The following is a 19,046-nucleotide window of genomic DNA, read 5'->3' as shown; positions in this document are numbered from 1 at the left end:
GATGTCCGGCTAGCATGAGGGACTGTCTGCCCTATCGCTACGCAAGGAGTCTCATGTCCTTTGCTCGTTCCCGTGTCGTCCTGCTCACGCTCGCCCTCGCAACCAGCTGCGGGCCGGCCTTCGATGCCTACGCCCAGAAGCTGCCCCGGACTGGATCCGGAGACGCTGCGCGCGCCGCGGTCGACATCCCCTACGAGGAATTCACCCTGCCCAACGGCTTGCGCGTCATCGTGCATACCGACCGCAAGGCGCCGATCGTGGCGGTGAACCTGTGGTACCACGTGGGCAGCAAGGACGAGCCGGTCGGACGCAGCGGCTTCGCCCATCTGTTCGAGCATCTGATGTTCAACGGCTCGGAAAACGCGCCGGGCGAATATTTCACGCCGTTCGAGCAGGCCGGTGCCACCGACATGAACGGCACGACCAACACCGACCGCACCAATTATTTCCAGAACGTGCCGACCACGGCGCTGGACATGGCGCTGTGGATGGAATCCGACCGCATGGGCCATCTGCTGGGCGCGATCGACCAGAAGACCCTCGACGAGCAGCGCGGCGTGGTCCAGAACGAAAAGCGCCAGGGTATGAACCAGCCCTACGGGCAGCTGCGCGAAGTGGTCAGTGCCACGATGTATCCGCAGGGGCATCCGTACCACCACACCACCATCGGCTCGATGAATGATCTCAACGCCGCATCGCTCGAGGACGTCAAGACCTGGTTCCGCACCTGGTACGGGCCCAACAACGCGGTGCTGGTGCTGGCTGGCGACATCGATCTGGCCACCGCGAAGGACAAGGTCGCGAAATACTTCGGCGACATCCCCGCGACGCCCACGATGGCCCAGCCGCAGGTGGCCCTGGCCGTGCTGCGCGAATCCGGCCGCACCGAACTCGAGGACAAGGTGCCGCAGGTGCTGGTGCGGCGGATGTGGAACGTGCCGCAGGCGGGCACGCGCGAGGCGGACATGCTGGACCTGTTCTCCGACGTGCTCGGCGGCAGCGCCAGCTCGCGCCTGGATACCCGTCTGGTCCACCGCGACCGGCTGGTCGACAGCGTCGGCACCGCCAACTACGGCGCGCAGCTGTCCGGCAATTTTCTGATCAACGCCATGGTCAAGCAGGGTGTGGATCCGGCCAGGGTCGAGGCGATCATCGACGAGGAGCTGCAGCGGCTGATCGCCGAAGGCCCGACCGCCGAGGAACTGGCGCGGGCCAAGACCAGCTACCGCGCCGGCTTCATTCGCGGCATCGAACGGATCGGCGGCTTCGGCGGCAAGGCCGACGCGCTGGCGGCGTGCGCGATCTACGAAGGAGACCCTGGTTGCTTCCGCGATTCGCTGCGCGCGGTGGCGGAGGCGACGCCGGAGCAGGTCCGCGCCGCCGGTGCGAAATGGCTGGGTCATCCAAGCCATACCTTCCTGGTCAAGCCCGGCGTGCGCAAGGAGTTGGCAGAACAAGCCTCGAGCAAGCCGGCGCCGTTCGCGCTGCCCAAGGCCGATCCGAAATACACCACCAGCGCCAGCACCATCGACCGCAAGGCCGGAGTCCCGCAAGTCGAAACCTTCCCGTCGCTCAAGTTCCCGGCGCTGCAGCGGGGCAGGCTGAAGAACGGCAGCACCGTGGTGCTGGCCGAACGCCATGCGGTCCCGGTGGTGAACATCAGCTATGAATTCGACGGCGGATACGCCAGCGATCCGGCAGCGCAGGCCGGCACGGCCGGCTTCGCCACCGAAATGCTCGACGAAGGCGCGGGCGAGATGGACGCGCTGACGTTCGCGTCGCGCAAGGAAGAGCTGGGTGCCGAGCTTGGTGCGGGCGCGTCGCTCGACGGCGCCAGCGCATCGCTCTCGGCGCTTAAGGAAACGCTCGACCCATCGATCGCGCTGTTCGCGACCATGCTGCGCCAGCCGCGCTTCGACCAGGCCGAAATCGAGCGGGTCAAGGCGCAGTGGATCGCAGGCATCGCGCAGGAAAAGGCGCGGCCCCAGACCGCGGCGCTGCGGGTGCTGCCGCCGCTGTTGTACGGCGATGGCCATCCTTATGGCATCCCGTTCACCGGCAGCGGCACCGAAGCTGCGATCGGCGCGCTGACCCGCGAGCAGCTGCTGGCCTACCAGGCGCAGTGGCTGCGCCCCGAACAGGCCACGGTGATCGTGGTCGGCGATACCACGCTGGCGGAAATCGTGCCGCTGCTGGACAGGCATTTCGGCGACTGGACGGGCGAGGGCACCGCCAAGGCAGGCGTGCCGGTTCCGACCGTCGCGCGTCCGGCCAAGCCGCGCGTGTTCCTGATTGACCAGCCTGGCGCGGTCCAGGCCAATATCTATGCCGGCGAGCTGGTCCCGTCGAGCAAGGACCCGGGAGCGGTCTCGCTGGAAATGGCCAACGAAGTGCTGGGCGGGTCGTTCACCTCGCGCCTCAACATGAACCTGCGCGAGACGAAGCACTGGTCGTACGGCGCCCGCACCATGCTGATGGGCGCGCTCGGTCAGCGGCCGTTCCTGGCGGTGGCGCCGGTGCAGATCGACAAAACCGCCGAATCGGTGGCCGAGATCCAGCGCGAGGTCGCCGAGTACGCCACTGGCCAGACGCCCGCGACGCAGGCCGAAGTGGACAAGGTCGTGGCCAATGAGCTGCGCAGCCAGCCCGGCGCCTACGAAACCGCGGCCGCGGTCATGGGCACGATAGGTGGCATCGTCCGCTACGGACGCCCGGATGACTGGGTGCAGGTGCGCAACGCCGAAGTGGCCGCGTTCACCCCGACACAGGCCAATGCTGCGGCCAGGGGCCTGGATCCGGACCAGCTCACCTGGGTGATCGTCGGCGACCTGTCCAAGATCGAATCGCAGGTGCGCGCACTCAACCTGGGCGAGGTGACGGTGGTCGATGCCGATGGCAAGCCGGTGGCGGCTACCCCGTAGGTGCCTGTTGCCGCCGCAATCGCTGCAGGCGGCGGCCTTCAGCTTGCCCGCGGTAAGTTGGCCGTGCGCCGCGTCGTGCGGGCCGGCAGCCGCCTTTTCACGACCCACCACCAGGAATCGGACATGCGTATCCCATTGCTTCTTGTCGCCCTAACCCTCGCCACCTCCTGCACCTGGGTGCACATGGCCCCCGGCGCCAGCGCGGTGCGGGTGGTCGAAGGTCCGCCTGCAGGCTGCGAGAACCGCGGCGAGATCGAGGTGTCGGTAAGGCACAACCTGGCCTTCTACGACCGCAACCAGCGCAAGGTGCGCGACGAACTGGAAACCCTCGCCCGCAACGAGGCCCCCGGGATCAATGCCGATACCGTGCAACCACTGGGCCCGCCCAGCAACGGCAGCCAGCGCTATGCCGCCTGGCGGTGTGGCGGGCGCTGACCGCCGGTTCGCGACCCGCGCCGTCGCGGCCGTATTCCGCGGCACCCGAGCTGGCAGTCCCAGCCGTTCCTGCGAATGCGTCTGCCTCCGGCGCCGCGCCCCCGGAAAGGCCGAACCTGAAGCGATCTGGTCAAGACGCTGATTTTCATGCGTGGGGGCGGGGAAGCCGCTACGCTATGCGCCCTTTTGTCCCGTGATGGCCGCACGACGGCCCGGATCGCCCATGCTCTTCCAGCACGTCGCCATTGCCGGTCTCGCCCATATCGACGCCCCGCGCCGTCTGTCGAGCGATGAGATCAATGCCCGGCTCAAGCCCACCCTGGACCGGCTCAACATCAAGACCGACGTGCTCCAGGACATCGCCGGCATCCATGCCCGGCGCCTGTGGGACGACAACGTGCAGGCCTCCGATGCGGCCACCCTGGCCGGCGTCAAGGCGCTGGCCGACGCCGGCATCGACCCGGCACGCATCGGCCTGCTGGTGAACACTTCGGTCAGCCGCGACTTCCTCGAACCGTCCACCGCCAGCATCGTCAGCGGCAACCTGGGCCTGTCCGACACCTGCCAGAACTTCGATGTGGCCAACGCCTGCCTGGCCTTCCTCAACGGCATGGACATCGCCAGCCGGATGATCGAGCGCGGCGAGATCGACTACGCCCTGGTCGTGGACGGCGAGACCGCCAATCTGGCCTACGACAAGACCATGGAACGCCTGCTCTCGCCGGAAGTCACCGAAGAGCAGTTCCGCAACGAGCTGGCCACGCTGACCTTGGGCTGCGGCGCCGCGGGCATGGTCCTGGCCCGTGCCGAACTGGCGCCGGGCGCCCCGCGCTACCGCGGCGGCGTGACCCGCGCTGCGACCGAGTGGAACTCGCTGTGCCGCGGCAACCTCGATCGCATGGTCACCGATACCCGCATGTTGCTGATCGAAGGCCTCAAGCTGGCGCAAAAGACCTTCATCGCCGCCAAGCTCGCGCTCGGCTGGGTGGTGGAGGAAATGGACGAGTTCGTGATCCACCAGGTCAGCAAGGCCCACACCGCGGCCTTCATCAAGGCCTTCGGCATCGACCCCAAGAAGGTGATGACCATCTTCGGCGAGCACGGCAACATCGGCCCGGCCTCGGTGCCGATCGTGCTCAGCAAGCTGCGCGAGATGGGCCGCCTGAAGAAGGGCGACCGCGTCGCACTGCTGGGCATCGGCTCGGGGTTGAACTGTTCGATGGCCGAGGTCGTCTGGTAAAACTCGCGCTCCAACCTCAAGGAAGCCGCGCATGTCCCTTTCCAAACTCGACAGCCATCTGAAGCTTGCGCTGGCGTCGATCCCGGTGTTCACCGACGACGGCCGTATGGACCTGGCCGAGCTCGACCGGCTGCTGGCCGTCGCGCTCGAGGATCAAGTCGTCGATCCGGAGGAGAAGCGGGTTCTGGCCAACGTCCTGGCCCGGGCCGAAAAGGATGGGGTGGATGCTGAGGTGCAGGCCCGGATCGGGGAAGTCCGGCAGCTGCATGGGCTGTAGGGCTCAGCCCACTCCCGTCGAAAGCCGCGCCTAGCGCGGCTTTTTTATGACCTGAATGGGCGATTGACCGTTCGTCGGCATATCACATGTGATTCTTGCGAACGTTACATGTGATAACTAAAGTTTGCGCTGTGGAAGCCAAGTCCTCTGCCTACTACCAACGCCGGCACCGCGAGCGACTGCGGGAGAAGGGGCTGGTCAAAAAAGAGGTCTGGGTGCTGCCCGAATACGCGGAGGAACTCGCGGTCACCGAGCGGCGCATGCGCCAGCCGCGCGGTGCGGTCAGTCTGCCGGCGCACAACCTGGGGAGGTCGGACGTGAACGAAGCCAAGCTGTGGACCGCAACGGGCTTGTATGAAGCCCTATCGGCCACCGAGCAGGCCGCAGCCGGAGGAATCGGCCTGGAGCTGCTGGAAGGCGTGGAACCCAGCCTGCTGATCACCATGCACGAATACGGCGACTTGCCGCTATTCCTGGCGGTGGGCGGCGAGCAGATCGTGGTGGAGGCGCTGCTGTGGCCGGTGGAGCAGGTGCTAGACCCCGATCGCTTCAACCGCGAAGTGCTGCGCACCCACAAGCTGTTCCCGCTGTCGATGATCGGCATCCAGGCCGGTGTCGAAGGCGGCGAGCACTACATCATGTTCGGATCGCTCAGCGGTGCATCCACGCTGTCGGACATCGTCTTCGAGATCGAGATGCTGGCCGACAACGTGATCAAGGCCACCGAGGCCTACGAACCCCATCTGCAACTCGCCGCCTGACGGCGCCGGAGCATCGCATGAACATCTGGAGCAAGCTGTTGACCGCCCTGCGCGGCGGCGCCGCCGAAGTGGGCGAGTCGGTCGTGGATAACCAGGCGCTGCGCATCCTCGACCAGGAGATCCGCGACGCTGACCTCGAGCTGCGACGTTCGAAAGAAGCGCTCGCCGAGATCATGGCCAAGCACAAACTGGCCGAAGAGAAGTTGAAGTCCTCCAACGAAAAGGTGGCCGAGTACGAGGGTTATGCGATCAAGTCTCTCGAGTCGGGTGATGAGGCGCTGGCGCGGGAAGTGGCCGGCAAGATCGCCGCGCTCGAAACCTTGCGCGACGGCGAGCGGGAGCAGGTGACCCAGTTCGCGGCGAGCATTGCCGATCTGCGCCGCGCCATCGCACAGGCCGAGGGCAACATCCGGCGACTCAAGCAGCAGGTCGACACGGTGAAGGCTACCGAGAGCGTGCAGCGCGCGCAGGCCACCGTGGCGCACCGCTACAGCGGGTCGCAGTCGCGCCTGCAGACCGCGGTGGAATCGCTCGATCGCATCAAGCAGCGCCAGGCCGAACGCGGCGCACGCATGGATGCCGCAGCCGAACTGGCCAAGGACGAAGGCCAGGACGCGGTGGATTCGAAGCTGCGCGAAGCCGGCATCATCGCGGACGACCGCAGCGCCGATGCGGTGCTGGAGCGGCTGAAGCAGAAGGCGTCGGCGTAAGGAAGGTACGCGCCGCGATACGCAGCCATATTGCTGCGGCCGGCGTCGTTGCGGACGAGGGGATCGCTCCGCGCAGGAGTTCAAGAAGGGGGCCGAATGTTGACATTCCTCGAGATAGCACTGTCGTTTCCGACGGTGATCTTCGGCATGCTGCTGGCGGTGGCAGTGCTGTACTGGCTGCTGGCTGCGACCGGCCTGGTAGAGATCGACGCTCTTGACGGCTGGCTAGGTGCCGACAGCGGGGAGGATTTCGCCGGCGAACCGGGCGGCATCACCGGCCCGCTGATGCGCTTCGGCCTGGGCGGCGTGCCGCTCACGCTGGTATTCACCGTGCTGATCCTCATCGCCTGGCTGATCAGCTACTTCGCCGATTACCTGCTGCTGCGCCACCTGCCGTTCGCCACGTTGCGCTGGGGTGTCGGGCTGCTGGTGCTGGCTGGTGCCTTCATCGCCGCCGTGCCGCTCACCGCAATTGCATTGCGCCCGGTGCGCAGGTTCTTCGCCAAGCTCAAACCAGCGCCCTTGCGCTCGCTGTTGGGTATGTCCGCCGTCGTGCGCAGCCCGGACCTCACCGCCACCCAAGGCACGGTCAGCGTCGAGGACGGGGGTGCGGGTCTGATCCTGCAGGCCCGCGATGACACGCCAGGCCGCTTCCGGCGCGGCGACCGGGTCGTCCTGATCGAGTATCTCGCCGAACGCAACGCCTATCGCGTGGTCAGCGAAAGCGAATTCGGCGGCCTTTAGCTACACCAGTTTCGCTTCCAATCCTCGTCGTTTTGCCATGGAGATGCACCGATGATCCTTGCCCAGATCCTGCCGTTCCTGGTCGGAGCCGGCGTCCTGTTCGTCCTGATCCTGGGCTTCTTCGGCCTGTTCAAGGCGTTCTACATCAAGGTGCCGCAGGGCACTGCGCTGATCGTGAACGACCTGTCGGCCACGCCGAAGGTCCATTTCACCGGCGCGCTGGTCTACCCGGTGATCTACAAGAAGGAGCTGATGCAGATCTCCCTGATCACGCTGGAAGTCGACCGGCGCGGCAAGGATGGGCTGATCTGCCGCGACAACATGCGTGCGGACATCACCGTGGCCTTCTACCTGCGCGTCAACGAGACCCAGCAGGATGTGCTCAAGGTGGCCAAGGCCGTCGGCACCGAGCGGGCATCCGATCGTTCGGCGGTCAACGAGCTGTTCAACGCCAAGTTCTCGGAAGCGCTCAAGACGGTCGGTAAGCAGGTCGAGTTCGTCAAGCTGTTCGAGAACCGGCAGGAATTCCGCGACCGCATCATCGAGGTGATCGGCAACGACCTCAATGGGTACGTGCTCGAGGACGTAGCCATCGACTACCTCGAGCAGACCCCCAAGTCGTCGCTCGATCCCAACAACATCATGGATGCCGAAGGCATCCGCAAGATCACGGAGCTCACCGCAGCGCAGAACGTGATCACTAACGAGCTCGAGCGAAACGAACAGTTGGCCATCACCAAGAAGAATACTGAAACCCGCGAAGCGATGCTTGCGCTGGAGCGGCAGCAGGCCGACGCAGAAGCACGGCAGAAGCGCGAGATCGCCACCATCCAGGCGCGCGAACAGGCCGAAACGCTCAAAGTCCAGGAAGAAGAGCGGTTGAAGGCCGAGCAGACGCGCATCGGAGTGCAGGAACAGCTGGACGTCCGCGAGCAGAACCGCATGCGCGAACTGGAAGTCGCCGAACAGAACCGCCAGCGCGCCGTCGTGATCGAGGTGGAGAAGGTCAGCCGAGCCCGCGAACTGGAGGTCGTGGCGCGCGAGCGCGATGTGGAACTCAACCGGATCGAGAAGGAGAAGGCGCTGGAGGAACAGCGCAAGGACATCGCCAACGTCATCCGTGAGCGCATCGCGGTCGAGAAGACCGTCGCCCAGGAAGAGGAACGGATCAAGGAAGTGCGCGCGGTCTCCGAGGCCGACCGCCAGAAGCAGGTCACCGTTTTGACCGCGCAGGCGCTGGCCGAAGAGGAACTGGTGCGCCAGGTCAAGCAGGCCGAGGCCGAGGAAACCGCCGCCAAGCACAAGGCCGGCGAGCGCGTGGTGCTGGCGCAGGCGGAACTGGAAGCCGCGGCGAAAACCGCCGAGGCAAAGAAGAAACTCGCCGAGGGCATCGAAGCCGAGCGCGCCGCACCGGGACTGGCGGATGCGCGCGTGCGCGAAGTCACCGCCGCGGCGATCGAAAAGGAAGGTCTGGCCAAGGCGCGCGTGGTCGCCGAAACCATGGGCGCCGAAGCCAAAGGTGCGCAGGACAAGGGCATGGCCGAAGCGAAGGTGTTGGAAGAGCGCATGTTGGCGCAGGCCCGCGGCGAGGAGCAGATGGGTGCGGCCAAGGCGAAGGCTGCCAAGGACGTGGGCCTGTCGGAAGCCGAGGTGATGCGCGAGAAATATCGCAGCGAAGCCGAGGGTTTGTCGGAAAAGTTCGGAGCCCTGGACGCGCTCAGCGATACCGCGCGCGCGCACGAGGAGTTCCGCATGCAGCTGGAGAAGAGCTTCGAGCAGGCCATCGCCGGCATCGAGGCGGGCAAGGAAATCGCACGCGAGCAGGCCGACGTGCTGGCGACCGCGTTGTCCAAGGCCAATATCGACATCGTCGGCGGAGAAGGCGCGTTCTTCGACAACTTCGCCAAGGCGTTGTCGGTGGGCAAGGCCATCGAGGGGGTGGCCGGCAAGAGTCCGATCGTGCAGGAGCTGCTGCAGCGGTTCCTGGCAAGGACCGACGGCAACGCATCCGACACGGCGGCGCTGAAGCCGTAACGATCCGGCGCGCACCAGCGCAATAGTCAGGCACGGAGTCAAGGATGGTGGAGAACAAGCCAGGCGCCGACTCAGCCCCGGTCAGTCCGGGGGGAGCGACGCAGGATCCCGAGAGCACGCCGGCGATGCAGGTCCTGGACCAGGCCGTCGCCCAGGGCGGCGCCTACGAGGTGCTCAGCAAACGCCTGGGTGAGCAGGGACGGCGCCTGCGGTCTCTCGCCAAGTCGCTCAACGAACGCCGTCTGGCCGAGTTCGGCAGCAGCCGGATGGAAGTGGTCGGTCGCTTCCGAATCCGTACCGAGAACAATTGCGTCGCACGTGACATCGTCCAGGTCGGCGACCTGCTGCTTTTCGGATACAACGTGTTTCTGGGGCTGAAGAAGGAAACCGCAACCACCGACGTGTTCTCCCTTTATCGCCTGGTGCGGGGATCGGAGGGCTATGACGTTACTCCGATTGACCCTGAGGGAACCTTCCTTGATGCGCCCGGTTTCATACAGGACTTCCGCGAACTTTACGCCTACTACAAGCACACCCGCCTGCTCCAGCTGATGGTCAAGGACGGCCAGCTGCTGGCGGCTTTCCAGATCGGTGAGCGCATCACCGACTTGCGCGTATTCCGCTGGTCGGTTTCGTCGGAAGGCGAGGTGAACTACATCGACAACCGCGGCGAGCGTGACATCGCGCTGCCTGCGAAGTACGACTTCGAGTGGAGCCGGGCCACCCGCGAGATGGTGGTCCACGGTCGCCACCCTCATCTGAACATTCTCGACGCAGTCTTCGTCGAAACCCTCGGCGGCGACCTGACGATCAAGGTCGAGAACAACACCGAGGACGGGCATGGCATCTATCGCGAACCGGTGGTGGACAAGACCCAATCGCTGGACGACGCGCAGCTGGAGTTCGCGCGCGTGGGCAGCCTGGTTCTGCTCAAGGTCTTGCCCTACCGTGAGGAACAGTGGCGGTATCTCGTCTACAACACGCTCACCCGCAAGGTGTTGCGCGTCGACGAGATTGGCCTGGCCTGCCTGCAGTTGCCAGAGGACCACGGCATCGTCTTCCCGGGCGGCTACTACCTGCAGAATGGCGAACACAAGCGCTTCGACCAGGCGATGGACGGCATGCGCTTCAAGCGTAGCCTGCGCTCGCCCAACGGCGAAGACGTTTTGTACGTGTTCTACGAGCCCGAGCAGGGCCGTGTGGCGCTGTTCACCTACAACCTGATCGAACGGCGCCTGCAGACGCCGGTATTGGGTCACGGTTATGCGCGGCTCGCGGATGGGCGCATGGTGATCTTCGCCAGCGAGAGCGACGAGCCCACCCGTGTCCATCCGATGCAGGTGTGGCAGACGCCGTACGCGAGCGAGGAGCATGCGGCCGCGCAACCGCCTGGCAACAGCTTCATGGGCCGCATCGGCAACGCCGAGTTGGTGCGTGGCGTGTCGGAACTGATCAGCCTGAGCCGGCAGATCGAGTCCAGCGAAATATCGGCGCAGCGTTACGGCTTGCTGACGCAAGACACCCGGCGGCTGTTCGACGCGCACCACTGGTTCGGCGACGCGGAGGCGGGCGGGGTGGCGCCGCTCCTGCACGAGATCGCATCGACCGCCGAGGCTGTGCTGGACGAGTACGAGAAGGTCGAAGGCATCCGGGTCCAGTCCGACGCAGCCATGCGTGAGGCGCAGGTGCGGCAAAAAGCGCTGCTCCACGGCCTGCAACCGGAGAACTGGGACACCGTCCAGCCCTTCGTCGAGGCGCTGAACGCACTGACCGCGCAACGTGGCCACCTGCTGACCATCCGCGAGTACCGTTATATCGATACCTCCGCCATCGATGCGATGGAACAGGCGCTGGTTGCGGCGCACGAACGCATCGGTGCCGCCACCGGGGCATTCCTGGCGAATCCGAAGGCGTTGGCGCCGCTATCGGAGACGCTGCAGGCGCTCGATGCGCTGGCGCAGGCCGCCAGCAGCGTGACGCAGCTCGCAGACCCATTGGCGCGGATGCAGCGGTTGTCGACCGACCTGGACATGCTTTCCGGCCTGATGGCGACGCTGAAGGTGGACGACGCCACCCAGCGCACCCGCGTGGTCGAGGCGATCTCGGAGATCTACGCCAAGCTCAACCAGGCCAAGGCGCGTGCCGACCAGCGCCGCAGGCAACTGGGTTCGGCCGAATCCGTGGCCCAATTCGGCGCGCAGTTCACCCTGTTCGGTCAGGGCATCGCCAACGCGCTCGCGCTGGCCAGTGACCCGGAGAAGGCCGACGAGCAGCTCTCACGCCTGATGGTGCAGCTGGAGGAGCTGGAGAGCCAGTTCGGCGAGCACGAGGCGTTCCTCGGCGACATCCTGTCCAAGCGCGAGGAACTGCTCGAAACCTTCGATAGTCACAAGCAGGCCCTGCTCGATGAGCGCCAGCGCAAGGCGCAGGCGGTGATGGATGCAGCCACCCGCATCCTCGATGGCCTGGGCCGCCGCACCGCGCGCTTGGCCAACGCCGACGAACTCAATGCCTTCTTCGCCGGCGACCCGCTCATCCTCAAGTTGCGCGAACTGGCCGATCGCCTGCGCGCGCTCAAGGACAGCGTCAAGGCCGACGACGTCGAAGCGCGCTTGAAGGGCGCGCGGGACCAGGCGGTGCGCTCGTTGCGCGACCGCAGCGAGCTTTTCGAGGAAGGCGGCCAGGTCATCAAGCTCGGCCCGCGCCACCGCTTCAGCGTCAACTCGCAGGAGCTCGACCTCACGCTGTTGCCGCGCGGCGAGGCGCTGAACCTGCACCTGACCGGCACCGACTTCTTCGAGCCGCTGCACGATCCCCAACTCGATGCCGCGCGCGGGTACTGGGGGGTATCGCTGGATTCGGAATCGCCGCAGCTCTACCGTGGCGAGTACCTGGCCGGACTGATCATCGAAGCGGCAGAGGCGAATCGCGATGGCCTGACCCTGGATCTGCTGCATCAGCAGCTCGCACAGCCCGAAGCGCTGGTACGCACGCTCCGGGACTTCGCCGCGCCGCGCTACCGCGAAGGCTACGAAAAGGGCATTCACGATCACGATGCGGCGCTGATCCTGCAGGCGCTACTGCCGTTGCGCGCAAGCGCGGGACCGCTGGTATTCGAACCAGTTGCGCGGGCGTGGGCGGCGCTCTACTGGTCACAGGTCGCTGAAGAGAAGGACGCAGGGTTGTGGCCGGAACGCGCCCGGACCTCTGCCGACATCCAACACCTGCTGGGCGGCGACGATGGCCTGCGCGCGTTGCGCGCGGAAGTCGCGGTGGCCATGGAAACCTTCGCGAGCGGACATGCGGTGGCAATCGATCCATCGCTCATGCCGCGTGCAGCCGAGTATCTGGTGCAGGTGCTGTCCGCGGAACATCCACAATTCGTGTTCAGCCGCTACGCCAGCCAACTTGCGAGTGCACTGCGGGAAAAACTGGATGCTGCGCACATGTGGAAAGGCCTTTCCGCCGCGCTGGAGGGACTCGACGGGCGCATCGGTGCACGCTGGGCGCTGGCCATGCACTGGGTCGAGGCGTTGGCACGCCGGTCCGAATTCGCCAGGCACGCCCCCTATGCCGCCGAGGCCGCCGCATGGCTGGTGCTCGATACGCGTTTCGCGTCGAAGGCGACCGAGAGCGACCTGGATGCGCATGTGACAGGCCTGCTTGGCGAGCATCCGCGCATCGTCGAAGGGCGCATGCAATTGTCCGTGGACGACTGGTCGGCGCGCGTGCGCCGTCATCGCGAATCGTTCGTACCCGGTTTCCAGCGCTACCAGGCGCTGCGGCAGCAGATCATCGCGCGCGAGCGCAGGCGCCTGCGGCTGGAGGAGTTCAAGCCGCGACCCTTGAGCTCGTTCGTGCGCAACAAGCTGATCAACGACGTCTATCTGGGCGTCATCGGCGACAACCTCGCCAAGCAGATGGGCACGGCCGGCGAAGGCAAGCGCAGCGACCTGATGGGCCTGCTGATGCTGATCTCACCGCCCGGCTACGGCAAGACCACGTTGATGGAATACGTGGCGCACCGCTTGGGCCTGGTTTTCATGAAGATCAACGGTCCCGCGCTGGGCCACGAAGTGCGATCGCTCGATCCTGCACAGGCACCCGACGCCACCTCGCGCCAGGAGCTGGAAAAGCTCAACCTGGCGCTGGAGATGGGCAACAACGTGATGCTGTACGTGGACGACATCCAGCATACGCATCCGGAGTTTCTGCAGAAGTTCATTTCGCTGTGCGACGGCACGCGCCGGATCGAGGGCGTGTGGAACGGCCGTACCTGCACCTACGACCTGCGCGGCAGGAAGTTCTGCGTGGTGATGGCGGGCAACCCCTACACCGAGTCCGGCGAGGTGTTCAAGATTCCCGACATGCTCGCCAACCGCGCCGACATCTACAATCTTGGCGACGTACTCGGCGGCATGGAGGATGCGTTCAAGCTCAGCTACATCGAAAACAGCCTGACCTCCAACCCGGTGCTGGCGCCATTGGCCACGCGCGACATGGGCGACCTGTACAAGCTGGTCGACAAGGCCCAGGGCAAGTCGTTCTCCGCCAATGCGCTTGGCCATGCCTACAGCGGGGCGGAGGTGAACGAGATCGTGGCCACGCTCGAACGCCTGCTGCAGGTGCGCGAGGTGGTCTACAAGGTCAACCAGCAGTACATCGCAAGCGCGGCGCAGGCCAACGACTACCGCATCGAGCCGCCGTTCAAGCTGCAGGGCAGCTATCGCAACATGAACAAGCTGGCCGAGAAGATCTCGCCGGTGATGAACGCGGATGAGCTGCAGCAACTGCTGACCGACCACTACCTGGGCGAGGCGCAGTTGCTCACCAGCGGGGCGGAAGAAAACCTGCTGAAGCTGGGCGAGTTGCGCGGCACCATGACCGAGGCCGAGCAGGCGCGCTGGACGCAGATCAAGCGCGACTTCGCCCGCAACAAGGCCATGGGTGCGGGCGATGCCGACGTGGGCACGCGCGTGGTCGCGCAGCTCAACGATCTGGTGGAAAGCGTGCGTGGCCTGGATGCGGCCGCCAGCCGATCGGCGCTGCAGAAGGAGGTCGCGCCCGCGCCAGCACCGTGGGAAGAACTGCTGGTCCTGCTCGAACGCGTCGCCAAGGCGCAAGCCAAGCCGGTGGCAAAAGCAGCTGCGACCGATTTCGGCCCGCTGCTGGAAGAACTCGGTCCCTCGCTGCGGCAGGCCTTCGATCCACTGGTCGGGCGGCTGCAGGACAATGCCGAACGTCAGGTGCGGCTCAACGAGGCGCTGGTGGACCTGTTCCGCAAATTCGGCGAGCGCGACGTCGCCGATGCGCCCACGCGCGCCGCGATGACCGAGCAGCAGCGCGAACTGCAGCGTGCGCTCAACGAGTTCGCCGATCGGCTGGAAGGCCGACTGGCGCGGTAGCGCGGGTTGCGACCAGGCTGGCATTCTCCATGGAATTCGTCGAACTCGATCGCAGGCTTCGTGAAACCTTCGCCGACCTGTCGCTGGACAATGGCGAGAAATTCGGACTGCGCGAGATCGGCGCCGGCGCCGGTATCGACAGGGTGCGCTACCTGCGCAACCGCGCCTTTGACCTTGCCCGCGAGCTGATGCTCGAACAGCCCGCACGTACGCTCGAGGCGCTCCACTGGCTGGAACAGGTGGTGAAGACGCTCGATGCCGCCGCGACCCCGTCGCCCACGGTTTCGCAAGCCTATTTCGCCCCCGGCGATGCCTGCCTGCGCAAGCTGCGCGAGCTGTGTCGCTCTGCACGGCGCAGCCTGGACATCTGCGTGTTCACCATTTCCGACGACCGCCTGGCCCAGGAGATCCTGGACTGTCATGCGCGTGGGGTCCTGGTGCGTGTACTCACCGACAACGAAAAGCGCTTCGACGAAGGCAGCGACGTCGCTCGCCTGCACCGCGCCGGGATCGCCGTGCGTCTGGATGACACTCCCTTCCACATGCACCACAAGTTCGCCCTGTTCGACGGCCGTCTGCTGGCCAACGGCAGCTTCAACTGGACTCGTAGCGCCACCGACCGCAACGAGGAGAACCTGGTGGTCACCGACGACGCGAAGCTGGTGGGCTGGTTCGCCGGACGCTTCGATGCGCTGTGGGCGGAGTTCGCAGGCAGCGGCCTGAGCTGACACGCTGCCAATGCGGATGTTCGCCTGCCGTATCCTTTGCGGTCCTGCCCGATGCCCGTCCGTGTCTTTAAGCCCGTCTCGATGAACCCACCGCTTCTCCCGGACTATCCATTCACGCCGCGGCGTTTCGAAGTGCGGCCCGGCATCGCGATGTCGTACCTCGACGAAGGCCCGCGCGCGGGTGAGGTGGTTGTCATGCTGCATGGCAATCCGTCGTGGAGCTATTACTGGCGGCATCTGGTGTCCGGGCTGTCCGACAGGTACCGCTGCATCGTGCCGGACCATGTCGGGATGGGGCTGAGCGACAAGCCGGACGATGCGAACACCGCATCGCCGCGCTACGACTACACGCTGCAGTCGCGGATCGACGACCTGGAAGCATTGCTGCGGCACGCAGGCATCGACGATGCAACGCCGGTGACGCTGGCGGTACACGACTGGGGCGGGATGATCGGCTTCGGCTGGGCGTTGGCGCACGCCGCCCAGGTGCGGCGACTGGTCATCACCAATACCGCCGCGTTCCCCCTGCCGGCGGCGAAGCCGATGCCGTGGCAGCTGTCGCTGGGCCGCGATTCGAGGTTCGGCGGCTTCATCATCCGTGCGTTCAATGCGTTCTCGTCGGGGGCTTCGTTCGTCGGCGTGGAGCGGCGGATGCCGCGCGCCGTGCGACGCGCCTACGTGGCGCCATACGACAACTGGGCGCACCGGATCGCGACCCTGCGTTTCATGCAGGACATCCCGCTGGCTGCCGGCGATCGTGCGTGGGATCTGGTGGAGCAGGCGGGGCGCCGGCTGCCCGAATTCGCCGACCGACCGGCCTTCATCGGCTGGGGATTGCGCGACTTCGTGTTCGACCGGCACTTCCTGGAAGGTTTCGCCCGTGCCTTGCCGCGCGCCGAAGTCCACGCGTTCGAGGACGCGAACCATTACGTCCTGGAGGACAAGCACTCAGTGCTGGTGCCGGCGATCCGGGCATTCCTCGATGCGAATCCGCTGTAGGTGGGGGCTACGTCCCCGACGCGCATGCGCGGCAATCAAGCGTCAGCCACGTAGGCCCGACCTACAATGAATACATGAGCGAGCCGTGCAACATCGCCGCCGCGCTGCCGCGGCTGGCGCGCGAACGCCCCGACCAGGTGGCGATGCGCTGCCCAGGGCGCGGCGGGCGCTACGACATCGCGCTCACCTACGCGCAGCTGGATGCGCGCAGCGACGCCATTGCCGCAGGCCTGATCAGATCCGGCATCGTGCGTGGCACGCGCGCAGTGGTGATGGTGCGGCCGACGCCAGAGTTCTTCCTGCTGATGTTCGCGCTGTTCAAGGCCGGTGCGGTGCCGGTGCTGGTGGACCCGGGCATCGACAAACGGGCGCTCAAGCAGTGCCTAGACGAGGCGCAGCCGGAGGCGTTCATCGGCATTCCGCTGGCGCACCTCGCGCGCATGCTTTTGAGATGGGCGCGCTCGGCGCGGATCCGCGTTACCACCGGCGCACGCGCCTGGCTGGCCGACACCACGTTGGCCGAAGTCGAGCGCAGTGGCGCCGGCGCAACGGCGCAGCTCGCCGACACCGCGCCGGACGAAGTGGCCGCGATCCTGTTCACCAGCGGCTCGACCGGGGTGCCCAAGGGCGTGGTCTATCGCCATCGCCATTTCGTCGCCCAGATCGACATGATGCGCAGCGCGTTCGGCTTCGCGCCCGGCGGGGTCGACCTGCCGACCTTCCCGCCGTTCGCGCTGTTCGACCCAGCGCTGGGGTTGACTTCGATCATCCCCGACATGGATCCCACCCGACCCGCGAAGGCCGATCCGCGCAAGCTGCACGCGGCCATCGCCCGTTTCGGCGTGGATCAGCTGTTCGGCTCGCCCGCGCTGATGCGGGTGCTGGCCGAGCATGGCGCGCCGTTGCCCACGGTCAGGCGCATCACCTCCGCCGGCGCGCCGGTACCGGCCGACGTGGTGGCAAGGATGCAGTCGCTGCTGCCTGACGACGCGCAATTCTGGACGCCCTACGGTGCGACCGAATGCCTGCCGGTCGCGGTCATCGAGGGCCGTGAGTTGAGCCGGACGCGCGAAGACACCGAGCGCGGTCGCGGCACCTGCGTCGGCAGGCCGGTGCCGCCGAACGAGGTGCGGATCATCGCGATCACCGATGCCCCCATCGAAACCTGGGGCGACGCCGTCGAGTTGAAGCCTGGACAGGTCGGCGAGATCACCGTGGCCGGACCGACGGCGACCGACAGCTACTTCCATCGCGACGCGCAGACGCGCCTGGCTAAGATCCGCGAGCGCTCCAATGGCGGCGGCCGCATCGTCCACCGCATGGGCGACCTGGGCTGGATCGATGGCGAAGGCCGGCTGTGGTTCTGCGGACGCAAGTCGCAGCGCGTGGTCGTGGATGGATCGACGACGCTGTGCACCGAGCAGGTGGAGCCGGTGTTCAACACCCATCCGCACGTCCGGCGTACTGCGCTGGTGGGCGTGGGGCAACCAGGTGCGCAGCTGCCGGTGCTGTGCGTCGAACTGGAATCGGGCGTCGATGCCGCGCAGTGGCCGCGCATCGCCTCGGAGCTGCGGCACCTCGCCGACGGCCAGGTACACACCGCGAAGGTCGCGCGTTTCCTGCGCTATCCGAAGCCGTTTCCCGTCGATATCCGCCACAACGCCAAGATCGGCCGCGAGAAGCTGGCGGCATGGGCGGCGAAACAGTCCTTGGCCGGGGGAGGGGGCGCTTGAAGATCCTGGTCACCGGAGGAGGCGGTTTCCTCGGCCAGGCCCTGTGTCGCGGGCTGGTCGCGCGCGGCCACGAAGTCGCCAGCTTCAATCGCGGCCATTACCCGGAACTCGAGGCGCTGGGCGTGCGCCAGCTGCGCGGCGATCTGGCCGATCGCGACGCCGTGATGGCGGCGACGGACGGCGCCGAAGCGGTCTTCCACAATGCCGCAAAGGCGGGCGCATGGGGCGCGTACGAGGACTATCACCGGGCCAATGTGCTCGGCACGCAGAACGTGCTCGATGCCTGCCGCGCACGCCGTATCGGCAGGCTCGTCTACACCTCGACGCCGAGCGTGACCCATCGCGCGACCCATCCGGTCGAAGGCGGCACGGCCGACAGCGTGCCCTACGGATCGGGGTTCAAGGCGCCGTATGCGATCACCAAGCTGATCGCCGAGCAGGCGGTGCTGGCCGCCAATGATGCGTCGCTGGCGACCATCGCGCTGCGCCCGCGCCTGATCTGGGGTCCGGGCGACAACCAGATCCTGCCGCGCCTGGTCGAGCGCGCGCGCAGCGGGCGGCTGCGGATCGTCGGCAGCGGCGACAACCTGGTCGACTGCACCTATATCGACAATGCCGCGCAGGCCCACTTCGACGCCTTCGAGCACCTTGCTCCCGGCGCATCCTGTGCGGGCCGTGCCTACTTCATCAGCAACGGCGAACCGATGCCGATGCGCGAGCTGCTCAACGCCCTGCTGCGTGCCGCCGGTGCACCCGAGGTGCACAAGACCCTGCCCTTCGGTGTGGCTTACGCGATCGGGGCGGCCTGCGAAACGCTGTGGCCGCTGCTGCGCCTGCGCGGCGAACCGCCGATGACGCGCTTCCTGGCGGAGCAGTTGAGTACTGCGCATTGGTACGACATGGCCCCTGCAACGCGTGATTTCGGCTATGTGCCGTGGGTGTCGATGGCGGAGGGGCTGGGGCGCCTGGCGGAAACTTTCCGGGGGAGAACATCGCGCGGTTGATGGGTCTCCTGGCGCGCTGCGGCGCGTTGGAGCGGCACGGCAGTCGGGGCCGATC

The 19,046-nt window shown here is 66.3% G+C and carries 13 protein-coding genes; all 13 read left to right on the top strand.

The annotated features are described in order from the left end of the window. Positions 1-53: 53 nt before the first annotated feature. The 13 genes from MC375_RS03675 to oleD all read left to right on the top strand — a co-directional run bounded on the left by MC375_RS03675 (position 54) and on the right by oleD (position 18,991). A complete protein-coding gene (locus tag MC375_RS03675; protein ID WP_242101951.1) occupies positions 54-2,921 on the top strand; it encodes a pitrilysin family protein in 2,868 nt (955 codons plus the stop codon). 123 nt (positions 2,922-3,044) lie between these two features. Then, positions 3,045-3,356 carry a DUF4156 domain-containing protein gene (locus MC375_RS03670; RefSeq protein ID WP_242101950.1) on the top strand — a complete coding sequence of 104 codons (312 nt, stop codon included), beginning with the start codon at positions 3,045-3,047 and terminating at the stop codon, positions 3,354-3,356. Positions 3,357-3,579: 223 nt separating this feature from the next. Further along, complete coding sequence (locus tag MC375_RS03665; protein ID WP_242101949.1) at positions 3,580-4,596, top strand: 3-oxoacyl-ACP synthase III; 1,017 nt, start codon at positions 3,580-3,582, stop codon at positions 4,594-4,596. Positions 4,597-4,627: 31 nt separating this feature from the next. After that, positions 4,628-4,873, top strand: coding sequence for a hypothetical protein (locus tag MC375_RS03660; protein ID WP_242101948.1), 246 nt, complete (start codon positions 4,628-4,630; stop codon positions 4,871-4,873). Between the two features lie 131 nt (positions 4,874-5,004). Continuing rightward, positions 5,005-5,634 carry a DUF2170 family protein gene (locus MC375_RS03655; protein WP_242101947.1) on the top strand — a complete coding sequence of 210 codons (630 nt, stop codon included), beginning with the start codon at positions 5,005-5,007 and terminating at the stop codon, positions 5,632-5,634. A gap of 17 nt (positions 5,635-5,651) precedes the next feature. Continuing rightward, positions 5,652-6,344, top strand: coding sequence for a PspA/IM30 family protein (locus MC375_RS03650; protein ID WP_242101946.1), 693 nt, complete (start codon positions 5,652-5,654; stop codon positions 6,342-6,344). Between the two features lie 96 nt (positions 6,345-6,440). After that, entirely contained in the window at positions 6,441-7,088 is a 648-nt protein-coding gene (locus MC375_RS03645) for a hypothetical protein (RefSeq protein WP_242101945.1), read from the top strand. A gap of 51 nt (positions 7,089-7,139) precedes the next feature. Continuing rightward, entirely contained in the window at positions 7,140-9,122 is a 1,983-nt protein-coding gene (locus MC375_RS03640) for a hypothetical protein (RefSeq protein ID WP_242101944.1), read from the top strand. 44 nt (positions 9,123-9,166) lie between these two features. Further along, positions 9,167-14,527, top strand: a complete 5,361-nt coding sequence (locus MC375_RS03635; protein WP_242101943.1) for a DNA repair ATPase — start codon at positions 9,167-9,169, stop codon at positions 14,525-14,527. Between the two features lie 29 nt (positions 14,528-14,556). Then, positions 14,557-15,255: a phospholipase D-like domain-containing protein gene (locus tag MC375_RS03630; RefSeq protein ID WP_242101942.1), complete on the top strand. Its 699-nt coding sequence runs from the start codon at positions 14,557-14,559 to the stop codon at positions 15,253-15,255. 81 nt (positions 15,256-15,336) lie between these two features. Continuing rightward, the gene (locus MC375_RS03625; RefSeq protein ID WP_242101941.1) at positions 15,337-16,254 is read left to right on the top strand and encodes an alpha/beta fold hydrolase; all 918 of its coding nucleotides are present in this window, start codon (positions 15,337-15,339) and stop codon (positions 16,252-16,254) included. A 74-nt stretch (positions 16,255-16,328) separates the two neighbouring features. Beyond that, positions 16,329-17,987 carry an olefin beta-lactone synthetase gene (gene oleC / locus MC375_RS03620; protein ID WP_242101940.1) on the top strand — a complete coding sequence of 553 codons (1,659 nt, stop codon included), beginning with the start codon at positions 16,329-16,331 and terminating at the stop codon, positions 17,985-17,987. Continuing rightward, positions 17,984-18,991: a 2-alkyl-3-oxoalkanoate reductase gene (oleD, locus tag MC375_RS03615; protein ID WP_242101939.1), complete on the top strand. Its 1,008-nt coding sequence runs from the start codon at positions 17,984-17,986 to the stop codon at positions 18,989-18,991. Before oleC ends, oleD begins: the two co-directional genes overlap by 4 nt. Positions 18,992-19,046: the final 55 nt, after the last annotated feature.

The sequence above is a fragment of the Lysobacter sp. M2-1 genome (assembly GCF_022662495.1).
Lineage (GTDB): Bacteria > Pseudomonadota > Gammaproteobacteria > Xanthomonadales > Xanthomonadaceae > JAKPBU01.
The sequence above is the reverse complement of the archived record's forward strand: the minus strand, read 5'-3'. Positions and strand labels throughout refer to the sequence as shown.

Excerpts from the sequence above, each read along its gene's own strand:
- MC375_RS03650 (WP_242101946.1), top strand. The coding sequence starts at position 5,652 with ATGAACATCTGGAGCAAGCTGTTGACCGCCCTGCGCGGCGGCGCCGCC.
- MC375_RS03670 (WP_242101950.1), top strand. The coding sequence starts at position 3,045 with ATGCGTATCCCATTGCTTCTTGTCGCCCTAACCCTCGCCACCTCCTGC.
- MC375_RS03665 (WP_242101949.1), top strand. The coding sequence starts at position 3,580 with ATGCTCTTCCAGCACGTCGCCATTGCCGGTCTCGCCCATATCGACGCC.
- MC375_RS03625 (WP_242101941.1), top strand. The coding sequence starts at position 15,337 with ATGAACCCACCGCTTCTCCCGGACTATCCATTCACGCCGCGGCGTTTC.
- MC375_RS03630 (WP_242101942.1), top strand. The coding sequence starts at position 14,557 with ATGGAATTCGTCGAACTCGATCGCAGGCTTCGTGAAACCTTCGCCGAC.
- MC375_RS03640 (WP_242101944.1), top strand. The coding sequence starts at position 7,140 with ATGATCCTTGCCCAGATCCTGCCGTTCCTGGTCGGAGCCGGCGTCCTG.
- MC375_RS03645 (WP_242101945.1), top strand. The coding sequence starts at position 6,441 with ATGTTGACATTCCTCGAGATAGCACTGTCGTTTCCGACGGTGATCTTC.
- MC375_RS03660 (WP_242101948.1), top strand. The coding sequence starts at position 4,628 with ATGTCCCTTTCCAAACTCGACAGCCATCTGAAGCTTGCGCTGGCGTCG.
- MC375_RS03635 (WP_242101943.1), top strand. The coding sequence starts at position 9,167 with ATGGTGGAGAACAAGCCAGGCGCCGACTCAGCCCCGGTCAGTCCGGGG.
- oleC (WP_242101940.1), top strand. The coding sequence starts at position 16,329 with ATGAGCGAGCCGTGCAACATCGCCGCCGCGCTGCCGCGGCTGGCGCGC.
- MC375_RS03675 (WP_242101951.1), top strand. The coding sequence starts at position 54 with ATGTCCTTTGCTCGTTCCCGTGTCGTCCTGCTCACGCTCGCCCTCGCA.